We start from the raw sequence: 17,313 nt of genomic DNA on the forward strand, positions 1-17,313 counted from the left end.
GGCTAGCCCTCCGCGCGCGTGTCGCCCGGGGTGCCCGATCCGATGGCCGCCGCGGCCGCGGCGCCCTGGCGGCGGCCCCTGCGCACCCCGAAGTAGTAGGCGAGGACGCCCGCGCCGAGGGCCGCCTGGAGGGCGAACAGGGCCGACTCGACCTCGCCGGACGGCGGCTCGTACAGCGGGGTGAACCACGGCTCGTAGTCGGGCCTGAGCTCGGTGATCGCCGCTTCGGCCTGGGCGTCGGCGCCGGCGAACGGCTCCTCCCTGCCCTCGCCGAGGCCCAGCGCGAGGGGGAGCACCGCGAGGGCGGCGACCACGAGCAGCAGCAGGGTGTTGATCTTCGCGTTCCGGCTCATGCCCATCACGCCGCCGCCTTCCGGTCGGAGCGGCCGGCGAGCTTGGCGACGCCCAGCCGGACCAGGTCGGACTTGCTGGACTGCATCAGCAGCCGCATCACCAGGACCGTCAGCAGGCCTTCGCTGACCGCCAGCGGGATCTGGGTGACGGCGAAGATGCCGCCGAACTTCGCGAGGGCGCCGGCGACGCCGCTGCCCGGGTCGGGGAAGGCGAGCGCCAGCTGCACGGAGGTGACGCAGTAGGTGACCAGGTCCGCGGTGAAGGCGCCGAAGAACACGGACACCATCAGCGGGGCGCCGGACCGCCGCAGCAGCAGGTAGACCCCGAAGCCCGCCCACGGGCCGGCGATCGCCATTGAGAAGACGTTGGCGCCGAGGGTGGTCAGGCCGCCGTGCGCGAGCAGCAGCGCCTGGAAGAGCAGGGTGATCGTGCCGAGCACCGCCATGATCGGCGGCCGGAACAGGATCGCCCCGAGCCCGGTCCCCGTCGGGTGCGAGCAACTGCCCGTCACAGAGGGGATCTTCAGGGCGGAAAGGACGAAGGTGAAGGCTCCGGACGCGCCCAGGAGCAGGGTGCTCTCCGGGTTCTCCTTCACCTCGCGGGTGAGTGCGCGGACGCCGTGGACGACGAAGGGAGCGGACGCGGCGCCCCAGGCGGCCGCGTGCAGCGGGGGCAGAAACCCCTCGGCTATGTGCATGTGTGGGGAGACCTCTCCAGCACCTCGTGGATGGACAGCACGCCCCGGCCGGTCTCCTGGCTCACGGGTCATGCCGCCCTGGCTCCGCCTTCCCGGGCGGTGCGGATCACCCCGCGCCGCCCAGTGGCTTCCCGCAGGAGTGGAGCCGGACTTCCCGTTCACAGTGGCGAGGGCCGCACCGGTCTTCCACCGGTTTCCCGAACACCAAGGCCCGCTGACCCTAATGGCCCGCACGGACCCGGAACAAGCCGGTGTGGGCGAGCGCACGCCCGAGCCGGATTCCGCTTCCGGGCCGTCCGGCGGCGTACGCGCTCTCCGGGCGCAGCCGGAGCCGCCGTTCCGCCGCGTGTTTCCGCCCTTGCGGCGCCCGTTCGGTCCCCCGGAGAGCCCCCGGCGCACGGCCCGGCGTGATTCCGCCGCCGTGCTCCCACCGGCGTGCGCCGGAGCCGCGGAACGGGCCCGCCCCCCGGACGGGTGCCGTCCGCTGGCGGGGCCGGCGGGGGCCGCGCAGGGTGGAGCCGTGGCCGCCGAACCCGACACCGCGAACCCGTACGACTACTCCGACCTCACCGCCCTCTTCGTCAACTGCACGCTCAAGCGCTCGCCGGAGACCAGCAACACCGAGGGCCTCATCGACCGCAGCCGCGCCGTCATGGAGTCGGCCGGCGCCCGCACCTCGGTCGTCCGCGCCGTCGACCACGACATCGCCACCGGCGTCTGGCCGGACATGACCGAGCACGGCTGGGAGACGGACCAGTGGCCCGTCTTGTACAGCCGGGTCATGGACGCGGACATCCTGGTCCTGTGCGGGCCGATCTGGCTCGGCGACAACAGCTCCGTCATGAAGCAGGTGATCGAGCGCCTCTACGCCTGCTCCTCCCTGCTGAACGAGCACGGCCAGTACGCCTACTACGGCCGGGTCGGCGGGGCGCTCGTCACCGGCAACGAGGACGGCGTCAAGCACTGCGCGATGAACATCCTGTACAGCCTCCAGCACCTTGGCTACGCGATCCCGCCGCAGGCCGACGCCGGCTGGATCGGCGAGGCCGGGCCCGGCCCCTCCTACCTGGACCCGGGATCGGGCGGCCCCGAGAACGACTTCACCAACCGCAACACCGCCTTCATGTCGTGGAACCTCATGCACCTCGCGGCGCTGCTCAAGCGCTCCGGCGGCATCCCGGCCCACGGCAACCAGCGCTCGCTGTGGGACGCCGGCTGCCGCTTCGACTTCCCCAACCCGGAACACCGCTGACGGGCGGCCCGGCCGGTGCCGGTCAGCCGCAGCACACGTTCCGGTGCGCGATGTCGACCACGAACCGGTCGGGCGAGCGGAGCGTGAACGCCTTGTACGAGGGCCTGCTGTCGAAGGCGGCGCCGAAGGTGACGTACCCCTCGAAGTCGCCGGTCATGGCGAGGCCCTTGAGCGCGGGCAGGTTCGTCCGGACCAGCTTGGGCCCGCGGTAGGTGCCCTCGCCGGAGCGCAGGTGCGCCGCGGCGGGGTGCAGCCGGATCTGGAGGAAGTGCTTCCCGGCCAGCGGGACGGGCGCCCCGGAGCCGTCCTGGTGGAGCGCGGGGACGCGGGTGACGTCCGCGTCGGGCACGTACCCCTTCAGGTCGATGACGATCCGGTCATACGCGCAGTGCCCGGCCCAGCGGGCGCCCACGACGAGCGGGGTGGCCGGGGCCCGGCCGGAGGGGGCCGCGGCCGTGGAGGCCGGTGCGGCGAGGGCGAGGGCGGCGGTGAGCAGGACTCCGGTGGCCAGGGCCGCGGTCCGCCGGCGGCGCAGGTGGTTCATGGCGTCCCCCCTGTTCTTTCGAGAGACGGGGACAGGTTGTCGCTCCTGAAGACACGCCGTGCATGCCCATGGTTGCAGCAAAACGCAAAAAAATCGGGCAGAAGGGGTGAACCTGGTGGGGTCCGCCCCTTCTGCCCGCGTCCGCCCGGCTCAGCCGGCCGGTGTCAGCACTCGATGACGTTGACGGCGAGGCCGCCGCGCGCCGTCTCCTTGTACTTGATCTTCATGTCGGCGCCGGTCTCCTTCATGGTCTTGATGACCTTGTCGAGGGAGACCTTGTGGGAGCCGTCGCCGCGCATCGCCATCTTCGCCGCCGTGACGGCCTTCACCGCCGCCATGCCGTTGCGCTCGATGCACGGGATCTGCACCAGGCCGCCGACCGGGTCGCAGGTCAGGCCCAGGTTGTGCTCCATGCCGATCTCGGCCGCGTTCTCCACCTGCTCCGGGGTGCCGCCCAGGACCTCCGCGAGCGCGCCGGCCGCCATGGAGCAGGCCGACCCGACCTCGCCCTGGCAGCCGACCTCGGCGCCCGAGATCGAGGCGTTCTCCTTGAACAGCATGCCGATCGCGCCCGCGGCGAGGAGGAAGCGGACCACGCCGTCCTCGTCCGCGCCGGGCACGAAGTTCACGTAGTAGTGCAGGACGGCCGGCAGGACGCCCGCCGCGCCGTTCGTCGGGGCCGTCACGACGCGGCCGCCCGCCGCGTTCTCCTCGTTGACCGCCATGGCGTAGATCGTCGTCCACTCGCTGCGGTGCATCATCGGGTCGCCCTCGGTGCGCAGCTGCCGCGCCGTGGCCGCGGCCCGGCGCTTGACGCGCAGGCCGCCGGGGAGGATGCCCTCGCGGGACATGCCGCGCGACACACAGGCCTGCATGACCCGCCAGATCTCCAGGAGGCCCTCGCGGATCTCCTCCTCCGTGCGCCAGGCCTTCTCGTTCTCCAGCATCAGGGAGGAGATCGACAGGCCGGTCTCCTTGGCGAGGCGCAGCATCTCGTCGCCCGAGCGGAAGGGGTACTTCAGCACGGTGTCGTCGAGCTTGATCCGGTCCTCGCCGACCGCGTCCTCGTCGACCACGAAGCCGCCGCCGACCGAGTAGTACGTCTTCTCCAGCAGCGGCGTGCCGGCGGCGTCGTACGCGAAGAGGGTCATGCCGTTCGCGTGGTACGGCAGGGAGCGGCGGCGGTGCAGGACGAGCTGGTTCGGCTCGTCGAAGGCGATCTCGTGCGCGCTCCCTATCTCCGTGCCCAGCAGGCGCAGCCGGCCCGTGCTGCGGATGCGCTCCACCTCGTCGTCGGCGGTCTCGACGTCCACGGTCCGCGGGGAGTGGCCCTCCAGGCCCAGCAGCACCGCCTTGGGCGTGCCGTGGCCGTGGCCGGTCGCGCCGAGCGAGCCGTACAGCTCCGCGCGGACGGACGCGGTCTGGGCGAGCAGGCCGTCCTTCTTCAGCCGGTTGACGAACATGCGGGCGGCGCGCATCGGGCCGACGGTGTGCGAGCTGGACGGACCGATGCCGATCGAGAAGAGATCGAAGACGGAAATGGCCACGGTGGCGGACTCCAGGGTCACCCCCGCGGTGGCGGGGAGCGAACCGCCGCGTCGCTCTCGCAGCGGGGGCGAGGCGGCCGGCGGAGGGGGCGGACTTTGCAGGGATTGCGGGCAAAGATCGCCTCGTGGGCGCCCTTGCCCGGTTAATCAGCGTACGTCAGGTCGTGAGGGGGCCGGTGACGCCGGCCTGTACGGCGGCTTGCGGGCCGGTGGCGCGCCGCGCCGCCGGCCCCGGCCATGGGAAAGGCCCGGCCCTGTGGGACACAAGGCCGGGCCTTTGGAGCCGCGGCCTTACAGCGACGGGTACAGCGGGTGCTTCGCGGCGAGCGCCGAGACGCGCGCCTTGAGGGCCTCGCCGTCGTAGGACGGCTTCAGGGCCTCGGCGATGACGTCGGCGACCTCGGTGAAGTCCTCGGCGCCGAAACCGCGGGTGGCCAGGGCCGGCGTGCCGATCCGCAGGCCCGAGGTGACCATCGGGGGCCGCGGGTCGTTCGGGATGGCGTTGCGGTTGACGGTGATGCCGATCTCGTGGAGGCGGTCCTCGGCCTGCTGGCCGTCCAGCTCCGAGTTGCGCAGGTCCACCAGGACCAGGTGCACGTCGGTGCCGCCGGAGAGGACGTCCACGCCGACGGCCTTGACGTCGTCCTGCACCAGGCGCTCGGCGATGATCTTCGCGCCGGCCAGGGTGCGCTCCTGGCGCTCCTTGAACTCGGGCGAGGCCGCCACCTTGAAGGAGACCGCCTTGGCGGCGATCACGTGCTCCAGCGGGCCGCCCTGCTGGCCGGGGAAGACCGCGGAGTTGATCTTCTTGGCCAGTTCCTGCGTCGACAGGATGACACCGCCGCGCGGACCGCCGAGGGTCTTGTGCGTGGTGGTGGTGACGACGTGGGCGTGCGGCACCGGGTTCGGGTGCAGGCCCGCGGCGACCAGGCCGGCGAAGTGCGCCATGTCGACCATCAGGTACGCGCCGACCTCGTCCGCGATGCGGCGGAAGGCGGCGAAGTCCAGCTGGCGCGGGTACGCGGACCAGCCGGCGACGATCAGCTGCGGCTTGGACTCCTTGGCGAGGCGCTCGACCTCGGCCATGTCGACCTGGCCGTCCTCGCCGACGTGGTACGGGACCACGTTGTAGAGCTTGCCGGAGAAGTTGATCTTCATGCCGTGGGTCAGGTGACCGCCGTGGGCCAGGTTCAGGCCCATGATCGTGTCGCCCGGCTTCAGCAGCGCGAACATCGCGGCGGCGTTGGCCTGCGCACCGGAGTGCGGCTGGACGTTCGCGGCCTCGGCGCCGAAGAGCGCCTTGATCCGGTCGATGGCGATCTGCTCGACGACGTCGACGTGCTCGCAGCCGCCGTAGTAGCGGCGGCCCGGGTAGCCCTCGGCGTACTTGTTGGTCAGGACCGAGCCCTGGGCCTCCATGACGGCGACCGGAGCGAAGTTCTCCGACGCGATCATCTCCAGGGTGGACTGCTGGCGTGCGAGCTCGGCGTCGACGGCGGCGGCGACGTCGGGGTCGAGCTCGTGGAGCGGGGTGTTCAGAACGGACATCTTCGGTCCCTGGTTCAGTTGCCGGAAAGGGTGAGCTGCTCGTACTCGGCGGCGGAGAGCAGGTCCTCCGGCTCCTCCGACACGCGCACCTTGAAGAGCCACCCGCCCTCGAAGGGGGCGCTGTTGACGAGCGACGGGTCGTCCACGACGTCCTGGTTGGCCTCGACGACCTCGCCCGTGACGGGGGAGTACAGGTCGCTGACCGACTTGGTCGACTCCAGCTCGCCGCAGGTCTCGCCCGCGGTCACGGTGTCGCCGACGGCGGGGAGCTGGGCGTAGACGACGTCACCGAGCGCGTTGGCCGCGAACGCGGTGATGCCGACCGTCGCGACGCCGTCCTCGGCGGCCGACAGCCACTCGTGCTCCTTGCTGTAACGCAGCTGCTGGGGGTTGCTCATGGCCTGATTCTCCTGGATGCGGGGGAGTGCGGACGAACGGTTGTCTTGCCTGTCGAGACTCGGCCCGGCAGGCGGGAGCGTGCGGGCGTGCCGACGCGTCGGGGTCTACTTCTGCCGCTTGTAGAAGGGCAGGGCGACGACCTCGTACGGCTCATGGGTACCGCGGATGTCCACGCCGACGCCGGAGGCGCCCGGCTCGGCGTGTGCCGCGTCGACGTACGCCATGGCGATCGGCTTGCCGAGAGTCGGGGACGGGGCGCCGGAGGTGACCTCGCCGACCACCTGGCCGCCGGCCACGACGGGGAACCCGGCGCGCGGGACCCGGCGGCCCTCGGCGACCAGGCCGACCAGCTTGCGCGGCGGGTTCGAGGCGGAGCGCTCGGCAGCGGCCTCCAGGGCGGCGCGGCCCACGAAGTCGCCCTCCTTCTCGAACTTCACGACCCGGCCCAGGCCCGCGTCGAACGGGGTCAGGGAGGTGGTCAGCTCGTGCCCGTACAGCGGCATGCCCGCCTCCAGGCGCAGCGTGTCGCGGCAGGACAGGCCGCACGGCACCAGGCCGCGGCCCTCGCCGGCCTTGCTCAGCGCCTGCCACAGCTCCACGGCGTGCGCGGGGGAGACGAAGAGCTCGAAGCCGTCCTCGCCGGTGTAGCCGGTGCGGGCGATCAGCGCGGGGACGCCCGCGACCGTGCCCGGCAGGCCGGCGTAGTACTTCAGGCCGTCCAGGTCGGCGTCCGTCAGCGAGGCCAGGATGGCGGGCGACTCCGGCCCCTGCACCGCGATCAGCGCGTACGCGTCGCGGTCGTCGCGGACCTCGGTGTCGAAGCCGGCCGCGCGCTCGGTGAGGGCGTCCAGGACGACCTGGGCGTTCGAGGCGTTGGCGACGACCATGTACTCGGTCTCGCCGAGGCGGTAGACGATCAGGTCGTCGAGGATCCCGCCGTCCTCCCGGCAGATGTGCGTGTAGCGGGCGCGGCCGACGCCGACGGTGGAGATGTTGCCCACCAGGGCGTAGTCGAGGGCCTTGACGGCCTCCGGCCCGGTCAGGGTGATCTCGCCCATGTGGGAGAGGTCGAACAGGCCGGCCTTCGTGCGCACGGCGTTGTGCTCGTCGCGCTCGCTGCCGTACCGCAGGGGCATGTCCCAGCCGGCGAAGTCGGTCATGGTCGCACCGAGCGAGCGGTGCAGCGCATCGAGCGCGGTCAGGCGGGGGGCATTGCTCATGGGTGTGGCTCCCGGGTCCCAGGGCATGACATGACGAGGACGTTCCTCCCCATCTGTCATCGGAACCTGAGAGGTTCGCCGAGAGTTCCCGGGAGCGGGATCACCGACTTGCACCTTGGGTGGAGCACCCCCCGGCTCCGTCGCGGGGGACGGGCGGGGCGCGGCTCGCTTTTCAGATCTGCCTCATCCACGCGGTACGGGGCCTGAGAGATTCAAGGGAGGTACTTGCTCCTTCGGCGCCCGGGCGCGGCCTCGCGGCCTGCCGGGACTCTCCCGCGCGGATTCAAGCGGCCGGTATGCAGTTGGTCCAGATGGCGCACATCATTGCACGAGGTGCCGGAGAACGGGTGCGCGGGCCCGAAAGACCGTTCCATCCGCCAAAGGCCGGAGGGGCGGGGCGGGGCGGGGGCCGGCGCGGGCGGGCGTCCGCCGGGCGGACGCGCCGACGCAAACCCGGGACGCCGTATTACCGTCCCTTTACATTGGGTGGGAATGGGTCCCGGTGACCCGTGCGGGGGAGGCGATCGGTGTGCGGAGGTTCGGAGTGCTGGCCACGGCGGGTACGGCGGAGGGGGTGCCGGCCCGGCCGGCGGCGGGAGCGTGCCGCGGGTCCGTGCGCGACCTGCGCGGCACCGGCGGGAGCGGCCCCGAGCGGCTCGGCTTCGCCGAGGGGGACGTCGTCGTGGTCTCGGGCCTGCCCGGCGGCGGGAAGAGCACGCTGATCAAGCGCGCCGCCGAAGGCCTCGGCATCGACTCGCAGGACGTGCGCGAGCGCTGGGAGCGCCGCATGCCCCGCGTCCTGCCGTACGCCGCCTACCGGCCGCTGGTGCGGATCGCCCACTACTGGGGGATGTGGCAGGCCCTGCGCTCCGGCGCCTCCGTCGTCGTCCACGACTGCGGGACGCAGGCCTGGGTGCGCGGGCTGCTCGCCGCGGCCGCCCGGCGCCGCGGCCGGGCCCTGCACCTGGTGCTCCTCGTGGCCACCCCCGAGGAGGCCCTGGCCGGGCAGCAGGCGCGCGGCCGCGGTGTGTCGGCGTACGCCTTCTCCCGCCACCGGGCCGCCGTCGACCGCCTGCTCCGGGCCGCCGAGACCGGGCCGCTGCCCGCCGGCTGCGCGTCGGTGGTCCTCCTGGACCGGCCCGCGGCCGCCCGGCTGACCCGTATAGCCTTCCGGCCGGCGCCCCCGGCCGTCCGGCCGGCTGCCTGACCGGCCGCGGGGGCCGGACCGCGCGTGGCCGCGCGGGCGGCTACCCTCGGGCGCGGAACACGGCGCGACGAGCGGAGGCGGACATGGGCGGGGACGGCGGCTGGCCGGAGAACGAGCTGGAGCAGGTGCTCGGCGCCGCCCTCGGCGCGCCGGACGCGGGCCCGCGGATCGTCGAGGTCCTCGGCCGCAGCTCCGTCTGGGTGCCGCTGCCCGCCGGAGGCGGCCCCGACAGCGCCTCCCTCGCGCTGCCCACCATGGACATCGGCGGGGCGGCGTACGTCCCCGTCTACAGCTCCGCGTCGCAGTTCCGCGCCTGCGTGGGCACCGCCATGGACTTCGCGGTGGCCCCCGCCGCCGAGTTCGCCCGCGGCCTCCCTCCCCAGCTCGGCATCGCCGTCAACCCGGAGGGCGCCGTCGGCGCCCCCCTGCCCCCGCCCGCCGTCGCCGCCCTGTGCCGCGCCGGCCGCACCGAGCTCGACGGGCCCGCCTCCGGCGCCCGCGTCCGCCTCTACGAGCCCGACTGGCAGGAGGACCCGGTGGACCTCCTGGCCGCGGCCTCCGAGGAGTTCCGCGCCACCGGCGCCGTGGCCGCCGCGTACCGCTGCCTGGCCAGCGTCGAGGGCGGCGCGCCCGAGCTCTACATCGCGGTCCGGCTCGTCGGAGCGGACCCCGGCCTGCGGGCCGTCCCCCTGGAGGCCCTCGGCCGGGCCCTGGGCCGCGTCCCGGCGCCCTGGCCCGTCCAGTTGGTGCTGCTCGACGCCCCCGAGGCCGCCGGCGACCCCGTCGCCGACCACATCGTTACGCGCGTACGCCCCTTCTACGTCCCCTAGCGCCGCTTAAGCTGGTGACATCTCCTGGCCGCACGAGTGGCCTGGACAGCGGGTCTACGCGGGCGGACGAGGAGGGGGTACCGGTGAGTGCGTCAGGCACGGCCGCGGCCGGGCAGGTCGAGCACGTGATGCGCCAAGTGACTCCCGGGCGCTACGAGAGCTACGAGTCACTTCTGCACGCCCTCGCCGAGGGCCGGCTGTGGATGCTGCTCTGGCAGGGCTCTCCAGGCTCCCCGGACGCCCAGTACGGCGGCATGGAGCTGGAGGGCCTCGGCTACGCCCCGTGCGTCACCTCGCCCCGGGAACTGGCCGCCAGCGGCTGGAACCGGGGCTACGAGGTCGTCACCGGCCGGGACATCGCCCGCGCCCTCTACCCCGACCGGTGGGGGCTCTGGCTCAACCCGCACGCCCAGGGAGGCGGCCTCGGCATCCCCTGGGCCGACCTGCGCCGGATCGCCACCGGACTGGACCGGATGCCGGCCGGCCCGCTGCGGCTGTCCGAGCCGGCCCTGGAGCTCCCGCAGTTCTACGGGCTGCTGACCCAGCACGCGCACCGCACCCCGGCCGTGCGGTCGCTGCGCCGCGCCTGGGTGCAGCCCGCGCTGGGCTCGCCGTACCTCGCGGTCGGCCTCGACCTGTACGACGCGTCCGCGCCCGCGCTGGAGTCCGTACGGGAGATGATGCGCCAGTCCGTGGGGGCGGTGCCCGAGGGGGTGCCGGTCTGCACGGTGGCGCTCGCCGACGAGCACGACCCCGTCGCGATGTGGCTCCGGTCGCAGACGCGCCCGTTCTACGACCGCGAGGGGCAGGCCCCGGCCTACTGAGAACCGGCCACAAGGGCCCCGTCCGATCCGTGGACGCACCTGCCGCGCGACCTCTCCGGGCCGCGGGGAGCACCGGCTTCGCAGCCGCTCCCCGCGGCCTTCGCCTTGTCCGGATTTCGCTGCCCTTGAACACCCAAAAGGCGTGCTCCTGAGGCCCCTTGGGCACCATGTCCGCATGCGTACCGAACGGACGGTGTTGCTCCGCTGAGCCGACACCGGAGTCCGGATAACGGGAATCGGACCCTCACATCACGGTTGCGCATCCATTCATCTGCGGGTCTGGCGGCTGATCGACGCGCCGATGAAGACTCCCCACCCAAGAGCCGCTCCGCCCCCGGGAAGGACCCGGCTCACCTGCACACCGCTCGCCGCTCCGCCCTGCTTTCCGCACGCACCGCACCGAGCACAGCACCACCCGCACGTCCAGCACTTCTGCACCTCCCGCACCGCTGCACGTCCCGTGCGTCCCGCACACCCCGCACTGCCGCACGTCCCGCACTGTCGCACGTCCTGCACGTCCTGCACGTCCCGCACCGCGCACGTCCCGCACCCCGGCACGCCCCTGCTGCGTGCCGCGACGCAACTCCAGCGCCACTCCGCACCAACGCCGCCACAGCGGCGGGCATGGGCCGGCGACCCGCCGGCCGAGAGGGGTCCCCACCACGATGACGGCACCACTGCATGACACGAGCGCGGAAACCCCCGCACCCGTGTCCGTAGCCGATGTCCCGGCGAAGGCCATCGAGGGCCGTTCGCCCGGCCGTATCGCCTGGATGCGGCTCAAGCGCGACAAGGTCGCGCTGACCGGCGGCATGGTCGTGATCCTCCTGATCCTGGTGGCGGTGTTCGCGCCGCAGATCGTGAGCGTGCTGGGCCACCCGCCCAACGAGTTCCACGAGGACCTGATCGACCCGGACCTCGGCACGCCGATCGGCTCCTTCGGCGGCATCAGCTCCGAGCACCTGCTCGGCGTCGAACCGACCAACGGGCGCGACGTGTTCAGCCGGATCGTCTACGGCGCCCGCATCTCCCTGGTCGTCGCCTTCCTCGCCGCCTTCGTCTCCGTCGCCATCGGCAGCTTCCTCGGCGCCCTGGCCGGCTTCCTCGGCGGCTGGGTCGACGGCCTGATCAGCCGCACGATGGACCTGCTGCTGGCCTTCCCGCAGCTGCTGTTCACCATCGCCCTGGTCTCCGTCGTCCCCAACTCCCTCTGGGGATTCGAGGGTTCCGGCGTCCGCATGGGCGTGCTGATCGTCGTCATCGGCTTCTTCGGGTGGCCCTACATCGGCCGCATCGTCCGCGGCCAGACGATCTCCCTGCGCGAGCGCGAGTACGTCGAGGCGGCCCGCAGCCTCGGGGCCGGCCGCGGCTACATCCTGGTCAAGGAGCTGCTGCCGAACCTGGTCGCCCCGATCCTCGTCTACGCGACGCTGATCATCCCGACCAACATCCTGACGGAAGCGGCCCTCAGCTTCCTCGGCGCCGGCGTCAAGCCGCCGACCGCCTCCTGGGGAAAGATGCTCTCCGACGCCGTCCCCATCTACCAGGACGACCCCATGTACATGGTGGTCCCCGGCATGACGATCTTCATCACCGTCCTGGCGTTCAACCTCTTCGGGGACGGGCTGCGCGACGCACTCGACCCCAAGGGCAGCTGAACCGCTTCACCGATTCACCCACCACTGGAGGTTGGACCACCGTGATCCGCAGAAAGCAGGCACTCGCGATCACCGCCGTGATCGCCGCCCTGTCGCTGACCGCCGCGTGCGGCGGCGGCGACGGCGAGAAGAAGTCCGAGGCGAAGGGCGCCGGCGGCGCCGCCTTCAACGCCGCCACCACCGGCGTGGTCAACCCGTCCACCGAAAAGGGCGGCGAGCTCAAGCTCTGGTCGCCGCAGGACGTCGACTACCTCGACCCGGCGCGTGCCTACTACGGCTTCGTGTGGAACATGCAGCGCCTCTACATCCGCCAGCTGCTCGCGTACGACAGCAAGCCGGGCGAGGCGGGCACGAAGCTCGTCCCGGACCTCGCGGAGGCCCTCCCGGTCATCAGCAACGAGGGCAAGACGTACACCCTCAAGCTGAAGGACGGCGTGAAGTTCGAGGACGGCACGCCGATCACCTCGAAGGACATCAAGTACGGCATCGAGCGCGTCTTCGCGCAGGACGTGCTCTCCGGCGGCCCGACCTACCTGATGGACATCCTGGACCAGGGCCAGAAGTACCCCGGCCCGTACAAGGACACCGACCCCGGGAAGATGGGCTTGAAGTCCGTCCAGACGCCGGACGACAAGACGATCGTCTTCAACCTGGCGAGCGCCAACTCCGACTTCAGCTACCTGCTGGCCATGCCGGCCTCGTCGCCGGTCCCGATGGCCAAGGACACCGGCGCCACGTACACGAACAAGCCGGTCTCCACCGGCCCGTACAAGGTCGAGAGCTTCACCGCCGGCAAGGGCGCCACCTTCGTCCGCAACGAGAACTGGGACCCGAAGACGGACACCATCCGCACGGGCCTGCCGGACAAGGTCACCTTCACGGTGACGACCAACCCGGACGACATGGACGCCCGCCTGCTCTCCGGCGACATCGACCTCGCGGTCGACGGCACCGGCCTCCAGCAGGCCGCGAAGAACAAGGTCCTGAAGGACCCGAACCTCAAGAAGAACGCGGACAACCCCTTCACCGGGTACATCCGCTACTTCGCCTTCGCGCAGTCGGTCGCGCCGCTCGACAACATCGACTGCCGCAAGGCCGTCATCTACGCGGCCGACCCGAAGTCGCTGCAGACCGCCCGCGGCGGCCCGACCAGCGGTGACCTCGGCGCCAACATGCTGCCCCCCGGTGTGCCCGGCTCCGACAAGAGCTACGACCCCTTCGGCCTGACCAAGGGCCAGCCGCAGGAGGACAAGGCCAAGGAGGCCCTCAAGGCCTGCGGCAAGCCCGACGGCTTCGAGACCACGATCGCGGTGCGCAACAACCGCGCCCCCGAGGTGAAGACGGCCGAGTCCCTCCAGGCCTCGCTCGCCAAGGTCGGCATCAAGGCCACCATCGACCAGTACGACGGCAAGCTCTCCTCCTCCACCGTCGGCTCGCCCGAGAACGTGAAGAAGAAGAACTACGGCATCATCGTCATGGGCTGGGGCGCCGACTACAACTCCGGCTCGGGCTTCCTCCAGCCGCTCGTCGACGGCTCGTTCATCAAGCCCAACGGCAACCACAACTACGCGGAGCTGAACGACCCGGAGATCAACGGGCTGTTCGACAAGGCCGCCGACGCCGCGTCGCCCGAGGCCGCCGCGCCGCTCTACACCGAGATCAACAAGAAGGTCATGGAGAAGGCGCTCTACCTTCCCATCAACTTCGACAAGGCCTTCGTCTACCACAACCCCCGTCTGACGAACGTCTACTTCAACGACTCCATGGGCAAGATCGACCTCGCCGTGATCGGCGTCGGCAAGTAGCCACCGGGCGAGTCGCCACGTAACAACAGGCAAGTGCCTTCACCGCACATGCGCTAGTCCGAAGGGCAGGTGAAGGCCGCAGGCGGCGGCTGCCGTCCCCACGAGGGGCGGCGGCCGCCCGCCCCGGCGGCCGACTGCAGTGCTCGTCTACCTCATACGGCGGCTGTTCAACGTCGCCGCCACGCTGCTGGTGGTCTCCGTGGTCACCTTCGGCATCTTCTTCGCGGTCCCCAAGATCACTGGCAGCGATCCGGCGCTCATGTACGCCGGCCGCGAGACCAACGAGACCGCCCTGGCGGGCATCCGCGTGAAGATGGGCTTCGACAAGCCCATTTCCGAGCAGTACCTGACCTTCGTCAAGGGGATCTTCGTCGGCCGCGACTACGACGGCGGCACCGAGACCACCCACTGCGAAGCACCCTGCTTCGGCTACTCGTTCAAGACCGAGGCGCCCGTCTGGGACACCATGGTCGACCGCATGCCGGTCACCCTCTCCCTCGCGCTCGGCGCGGCGGTCATCTGGGTCCTCGCCGGCGTCGCCACCGGTGTCGTCTCGGCGCTCAAGCGCCGCACCGCCGTCGACCGCACCGTCATGGTCGGTGCCCTCGCCGGCGTCTCCCTGCCGATCTTCTTCACCGGCATGGTCGCCCCCGCGGTCTTCGTCTACAGCCTCGGCTGGCTCGACGTCTCCAACTACAAACCGCTCACCGAGGACCCGGCGGCCTGGCTCAACGCCCTGATCCTGCCCTGGATCACCCTGGCCTTCCTCTTCGCCGCCACCTACGCCCGCATCACCCGCGCCACGATGCTGGAGGTCCTCGGCGAGGACTACATCCGCACCGCCCGCGCCAAGGGCCTCAAGGAGGGCGTGGTCATCCGCAAGCACGCCCTGCGCTCCACCCTCACCCCGATCGTCACGATGTTCGGCCTCGACCTCGGCGGCCTCCTCGGCGGTGCCGTGCTCACCGAGACGACCTTCAACTTCCAGGGCCTCGGGACGGCCGCCGTCGCCGCCATCGGCCAGGGCGACCTCCCCGTGATCATGGGCGTCACCCTGCTCGCCGCACTGTTCGTGGTGATGGCCAACCTGATCGTGGACCTGCTGTACGCCGTCATCGACCCGCGCGTGAGGCTGACGTGACCGAGAACCCCACCGCCGGCTCCGGCGGCTCCGCCGCGGCCGCCGCCGGCCCCGCGTTCGTCCCCGAGCAGGCGGGCCCGCGCAGCGGCGCCTTCCTGTCGGTACGCGACCTCAGGGTGCACTTCCCGACCGACGACGGCCTGGTGAAGTCCGTCGACGGGCTCTCCTTCGACCTGGAGCGCGGCAAGACGCTCGGCATCGTCGGCGAGTCCGGCTCCGGCAAGTCGGTGACCTCGCTGGCCGTCATGGGCCTGCACCGCACCGGCAACGCCCGCAGCCGCCCGCACATCTCCGGCGAGGTCGTCCTCGACGGCGAGGACCTCGTCAAGGCGGACGCCGACCACGTCCGCACCCTGCGCGGCCGCAAGATGGCGATGGTCTTCCAGGACCCGCTCTCCGCGATGCACCCCTACTACACCGTCGGCAAGCAGATCGTCGAGGCGTACCTGACGCACCACGACACCGACAAGAAGGCCGCCCGCAGGCGCGCCGTCGAGATGCTCGACCGCGTCGGCATCCCCGAGCCTCACCGGCGCGTGGACGCCTACCCGCACGAGTTCTCCGGCGGCATGCGCCAGCGCGCGATGATCGCGATGGCGCTGGTCAACAACCCCGAGCTGCTCATCGCCGACGAGCCGACCACCGCGCTCGACGTCACCGTCCAGGCGCAGATCCTCGACCTGATCCGCGACCTCCAGCGGGAGTTCGGCTCAGCCGTCATCATGATCACGCACGACCTGGGCGTGGTCGCCGAGATGGCAGACGACATCCTCGTGATGTACGGCGGCCGCTGCGTCGAGCGCGGCACCGCGGAGAAGGTCTTCTACGAGCCCCGCCACCCCTACACCTGGGGGCTGCTCGGCTCCATGCCGCGCATCGACCGCGAGCAGACCGAGCGCCTGATCCCGGTCAAGGGCTCCCCGCCCAGCCTCATCAACATCCCGAGCGGCTGCGCGTTCAACCCGCGCTGCCCGTACGCGGACGTCCCCGAGGGGGGCGTCACCCGCACCCGCCGCCCCGAGCTGACCGAGGACGGCAGCGGGCACTGGTCGGCCTGCCACATGGCGCAGGAGGAGCGGACCCGGATCTGGACCGAAGAGATTGCGCCGAAGCTGTGACCGACATGACGAAGAAGGACACGGCCGCGGCGGGCGCGCCCGAGGCGGACGCCGAAGAGCCGCTGCTGAAGGTGACCGGGCTGGTCAAGCACTTCCCCATCAACAAGGGGCTGCTGCGCCGGCAGGTCGCAGCCGTCAAGGCCGTCGACGGGATCGACTTCGACGTCCGGCGCGGTGAGACGCTCGGCGTCGTCGGCGAGTCCGGCTGCGGCAAGTCCACGATGGGCCGGCTGATCACCCGCCTGCTGGAGCCCACCGGCGGCACGGTCGAGTTCGAGGGCCGCGACATCACGCACCTCGGGGTCGCCGGGATGCGGCCGCTGCGCCGCGACGTGCAGATGATCTTCCAGGACCCGTACGGCTCGCTGAACCCGCGCCACACGGTCGGCACGATCGTCGGCGCGCCGTTCAAGCTCCAGGGCGTCGCGCCGGAGGGCGGGCTCAAGGCGGAGGTGCAGCGCCTGCTGTCGCTGGTCGGCCTCAACCCGGAGCACTACAACCGCTACCCGCACGAGTTCTCCGGCGGGCAGCGCCAGCGCATCGGGATCGCCCGCGCCCTGGCGCTCAAGCCGAAGCTGGTCGTCGCCGACGAGCCGGTGTCCGCACTGGACGTGTCGATCCAGGCCCAGGTGGTCAACCTGCTGGACGACCTCCAGGAGGAGCTCGGCCTCACGTACGTGATCATCGCGCACGACCTGTCGGTCATCCGGCACGTGTCGGACCGCATCGCGGTCATGTACCTCGGCAAGATCGTCGAGCTGACCGACCGCACCTCGCTGTACGAGAGCCCCATGCACCCGTACACCAAGGCGCTGCTGTCGGCCGTGCCCGTGCCGGACCCGCGCCGGCGCGGGGCGAAGAGCGGGCGCATCCTGCTCAAGGGCGACGTGCCCTCGCCGATCTCGCCGCCGAGCGGCTGCCGCTTCCACACCCGCTGCTGGAAGGCGACGCAGATCTGCACGGTGAAGGAGCCGCCGCTGGCATCCCTGGCCGCGGGGCACCAAGTGGCCTGCCACCACCCCGAGAACGCCCCTGACCAGGCCCCCGGCGACCCGGCCCTCCCGGGTGCGGCGGACGCCCTGGCCGCGGTGACGCCCTAGACAGACGGCCTGCCCGTGGGGCACCTTCGTCCGGCGGCCCGGACACCGAGTAGCGGTCGGTGTCCGGGC

General features: G+C 71.7%; 16 protein-coding genes and 2 riboswitches. Of the genes, 9 read left to right on the forward strand and 7 right to left on the reverse strand.

Annotation, left to right across the window (positions count from 1 at the left end; all coding sequences use genetic code 11):
* Window positions 1–2: 2 nt before the first annotated feature.
* A complete protein-coding gene (locus C0216_RS06130) occupies window positions 3–353 on the reverse strand; it encodes an energy-coupling factor ABC transporter substrate-binding protein (RefSeq protein ID WP_114058484.1) in 351 nt (116 codons plus the stop codon).
* A 5-nt stretch (window positions 354–358) separates the two neighbouring features.
* Window positions 359–1,051 (reverse strand): energy-coupling factor ABC transporter permease, encoded by a 693-nt coding sequence (locus tag C0216_RS06135; RefSeq protein ID WP_114054272.1) that lies wholly within the window; start codon window positions 1,049–1,051, stop codon window positions 359–361.
* 29 nt (window positions 1,052–1,080) lie between these two features.
* A riboswitch (cobalamin riboswitch) is annotated at window positions 1,081–1,275 on the reverse strand.
* 296 nt (window positions 1,276–1,571) lie between these two features.
* Between C0216_RS06135 and C0216_RS06140 the strand changes: the two genes are divergently transcribed.
* Window positions 1,572–2,303 (forward strand): flavodoxin family protein, encoded by a 732-nt coding sequence (locus tag C0216_RS06140; protein WP_114054273.1) that lies wholly within the window; start codon window positions 1,572–1,574, stop codon window positions 2,301–2,303.
* 22 nt (window positions 2,304–2,325) lie between these two features.
* On the opposite strand, the gene C0216_RS06145 is transcribed toward C0216_RS06140, so the two are convergent.
* From C0216_RS06145 to gcvT, 5 genes are all read right to left on the reverse strand, one after another.
* Window positions 2,326–2,847, reverse strand: coding sequence for an AMIN-like domain-containing (lipo)protein (locus C0216_RS06145; protein WP_114054274.1), 522 nt, complete (start codon window positions 2,845–2,847; stop codon window positions 2,326–2,328).
* A gap of 164 nt (window positions 2,848–3,011) precedes the next feature.
* The gene (locus C0216_RS06150; protein ID WP_114058485.1) at window positions 3,012–4,394 is read right to left on the reverse strand and encodes an L-serine ammonia-lyase; all 1,383 of its coding nucleotides are present in this window, start codon (window positions 4,392–4,394) and stop codon (window positions 3,012–3,014) included.
* Window positions 4,395–4,685: 291 nt separating this feature from the next.
* Entirely contained in the window at window positions 4,686–5,942 is a 1,257-nt protein-coding gene (gene glyA, locus C0216_RS06155; protein ID WP_114054275.1) for a serine hydroxymethyltransferase, read from the reverse strand.
* Between the two features lie 14 nt (window positions 5,943–5,956).
* Window positions 5,957–6,340 carry a glycine cleavage system protein GcvH gene (gene gcvH, locus C0216_RS06160; protein ID WP_114054276.1) on the reverse strand — a complete coding sequence of 128 codons (384 nt, stop codon included), beginning with the start codon at window positions 6,338–6,340 and terminating at the stop codon, window positions 5,957–5,959.
* A gap of 105 nt (window positions 6,341–6,445) precedes the next feature.
* Window positions 6,446–7,561, reverse strand: a complete 1,116-nt coding sequence (gene gcvT, locus C0216_RS06165) for a glycine cleavage system aminomethyltransferase GcvT (RefSeq protein WP_114054277.1) — start codon at window positions 7,559–7,561, stop codon at window positions 6,446–6,448.
* Window positions 7,562–7,743: 182 nt separating this feature from the next.
* A riboswitch (glycine riboswitch) is annotated at window positions 7,744–7,847 on the reverse strand.
* A gap of 237 nt (window positions 7,848–8,084) precedes the next feature.
* Here gcvT and C0216_RS06170 point away from each other — a divergent pair.
* From C0216_RS06170 to C0216_RS06205, 8 genes are all read left to right on the forward strand, one after another.
* Complete coding sequence (locus C0216_RS06170; protein ID WP_114058486.1) at window positions 8,085–8,768, forward strand: AAA family ATPase; 684 nt, start codon at window positions 8,085–8,087, stop codon at window positions 8,766–8,768.
* A gap of 83 nt (window positions 8,769–8,851) precedes the next feature.
* The gene (locus C0216_RS06175) at window positions 8,852–9,598 is read left to right on the forward strand and encodes an enhanced serine sensitivity protein SseB (RefSeq protein WP_114054278.1); all 747 of its coding nucleotides are present in this window, start codon (window positions 8,852–8,854) and stop codon (window positions 9,596–9,598) included.
* Window positions 9,599–9,681: 83 nt separating this feature from the next.
* A complete protein-coding gene (locus tag C0216_RS06180; protein ID WP_114054279.1) occupies window positions 9,682–10,422 on the forward strand; it encodes an enhanced serine sensitivity protein SseB C-terminal domain-containing protein in 741 nt (246 codons plus the stop codon).
* Window positions 10,423–11,087: 665 nt separating this feature from the next.
* A complete protein-coding gene (locus C0216_RS06185) occupies window positions 11,088–12,080 on the forward strand; it encodes an ABC transporter permease (RefSeq protein WP_114054280.1) in 993 nt (330 codons plus the stop codon).
* A gap of 41 nt (window positions 12,081–12,121) precedes the next feature.
* A complete protein-coding gene (locus C0216_RS06190; RefSeq protein ID WP_114054281.1) occupies window positions 12,122–13,885 on the forward strand; it encodes an ABC transporter substrate-binding protein in 1,764 nt (587 codons plus the stop codon).
* A 139-nt stretch (window positions 13,886–14,024) separates the two neighbouring features.
* A complete protein-coding gene (locus tag C0216_RS06195) occupies window positions 14,025–15,026 on the forward strand; it encodes an ABC transporter permease (RefSeq protein WP_114054282.1) in 1,002 nt (333 codons plus the stop codon).
* A 95-nt stretch (window positions 15,027–15,121) separates the two neighbouring features.
* On the forward strand, window positions 15,122–16,144 hold the full coding sequence (locus tag C0216_RS06200; RefSeq protein ID WP_114058488.1) for an ABC transporter ATP-binding protein: 1,023 nt from the start codon (window positions 15,122–15,124) through the stop codon (window positions 16,142–16,144).
* Window positions 16,145–16,149: 5 nt separating this feature from the next.
* The gene (locus C0216_RS06205) at window positions 16,150–17,244 is read left to right on the forward strand and encodes an ABC transporter ATP-binding protein (protein ID WP_114058487.1); all 1,095 of its coding nucleotides are present in this window, start codon (window positions 16,150–16,152) and stop codon (window positions 17,242–17,244) included.
* Window positions 17,245–17,313: the final 69 nt, after the last annotated feature.

Source organism: Streptomyces globosus, assembly GCF_003325375.1.
Taxonomy (GTDB): domain Bacteria; phylum Actinomycetota; class Actinomycetes; order Streptomycetales; family Streptomycetaceae; genus Streptomyces; species Streptomyces globosus_A.

What these genes read in the sequence shown, in the direction of transcription:
- C0216_RS06130 (WP_114058484.1), bottom strand. Translation starts at nt 353, where the DNA reads ATGAGCCGGAACGCGAAGATCAACACCCTGCTGCTGCTCGTGGTCGCC.
- C0216_RS06135 (WP_114054272.1), bottom strand. Translation starts at nt 1,051, where the DNA reads ATGCACATAGCCGAGGGGTTTCTGCCCCCGCTGCACGCGGCCGCCTGG.
- C0216_RS06145 (WP_114054274.1), bottom strand. Translation starts at nt 2,847, where the DNA reads ATGAACCACCTGCGCCGCCGGCGGACCGCGGCCCTGGCCACCGGAGTC.
- glyA (WP_114054275.1), bottom strand. Translation starts at nt 5,942, where the DNA reads ATGTCCGTTCTGAACACCCCGCTCCACGAGCTCGACCCCGACGTCGCC.
- gcvH (WP_114054276.1), bottom strand. Translation starts at nt 6,340, where the DNA reads ATGAGCAACCCCCAGCAGCTGCGTTACAGCAAGGAGCACGAGTGGCTG.
- gcvT (WP_114054277.1), bottom strand. Translation starts at nt 7,561, where the DNA reads ATGAGCAATGCCCCCCGCCTGACCGCGCTCGATGCGCTGCACCGCTCG.
- C0216_RS06175 (WP_114054278.1), top strand. Translation starts at nt 8,852, where the DNA reads ATGGGCGGGGACGGCGGCTGGCCGGAGAACGAGCTGGAGCAGGTGCTC.
- C0216_RS06185 (WP_114054280.1), top strand. Translation starts at nt 11,088, where the DNA reads ATGACGGCACCACTGCATGACACGAGCGCGGAAACCCCCGCACCCGTG.
- C0216_RS06205 (WP_114058487.1), top strand. Translation starts at nt 16,150, where the DNA reads ATGACGAAGAAGGACACGGCCGCGGCGGGCGCGCCCGAGGCGGACGCC.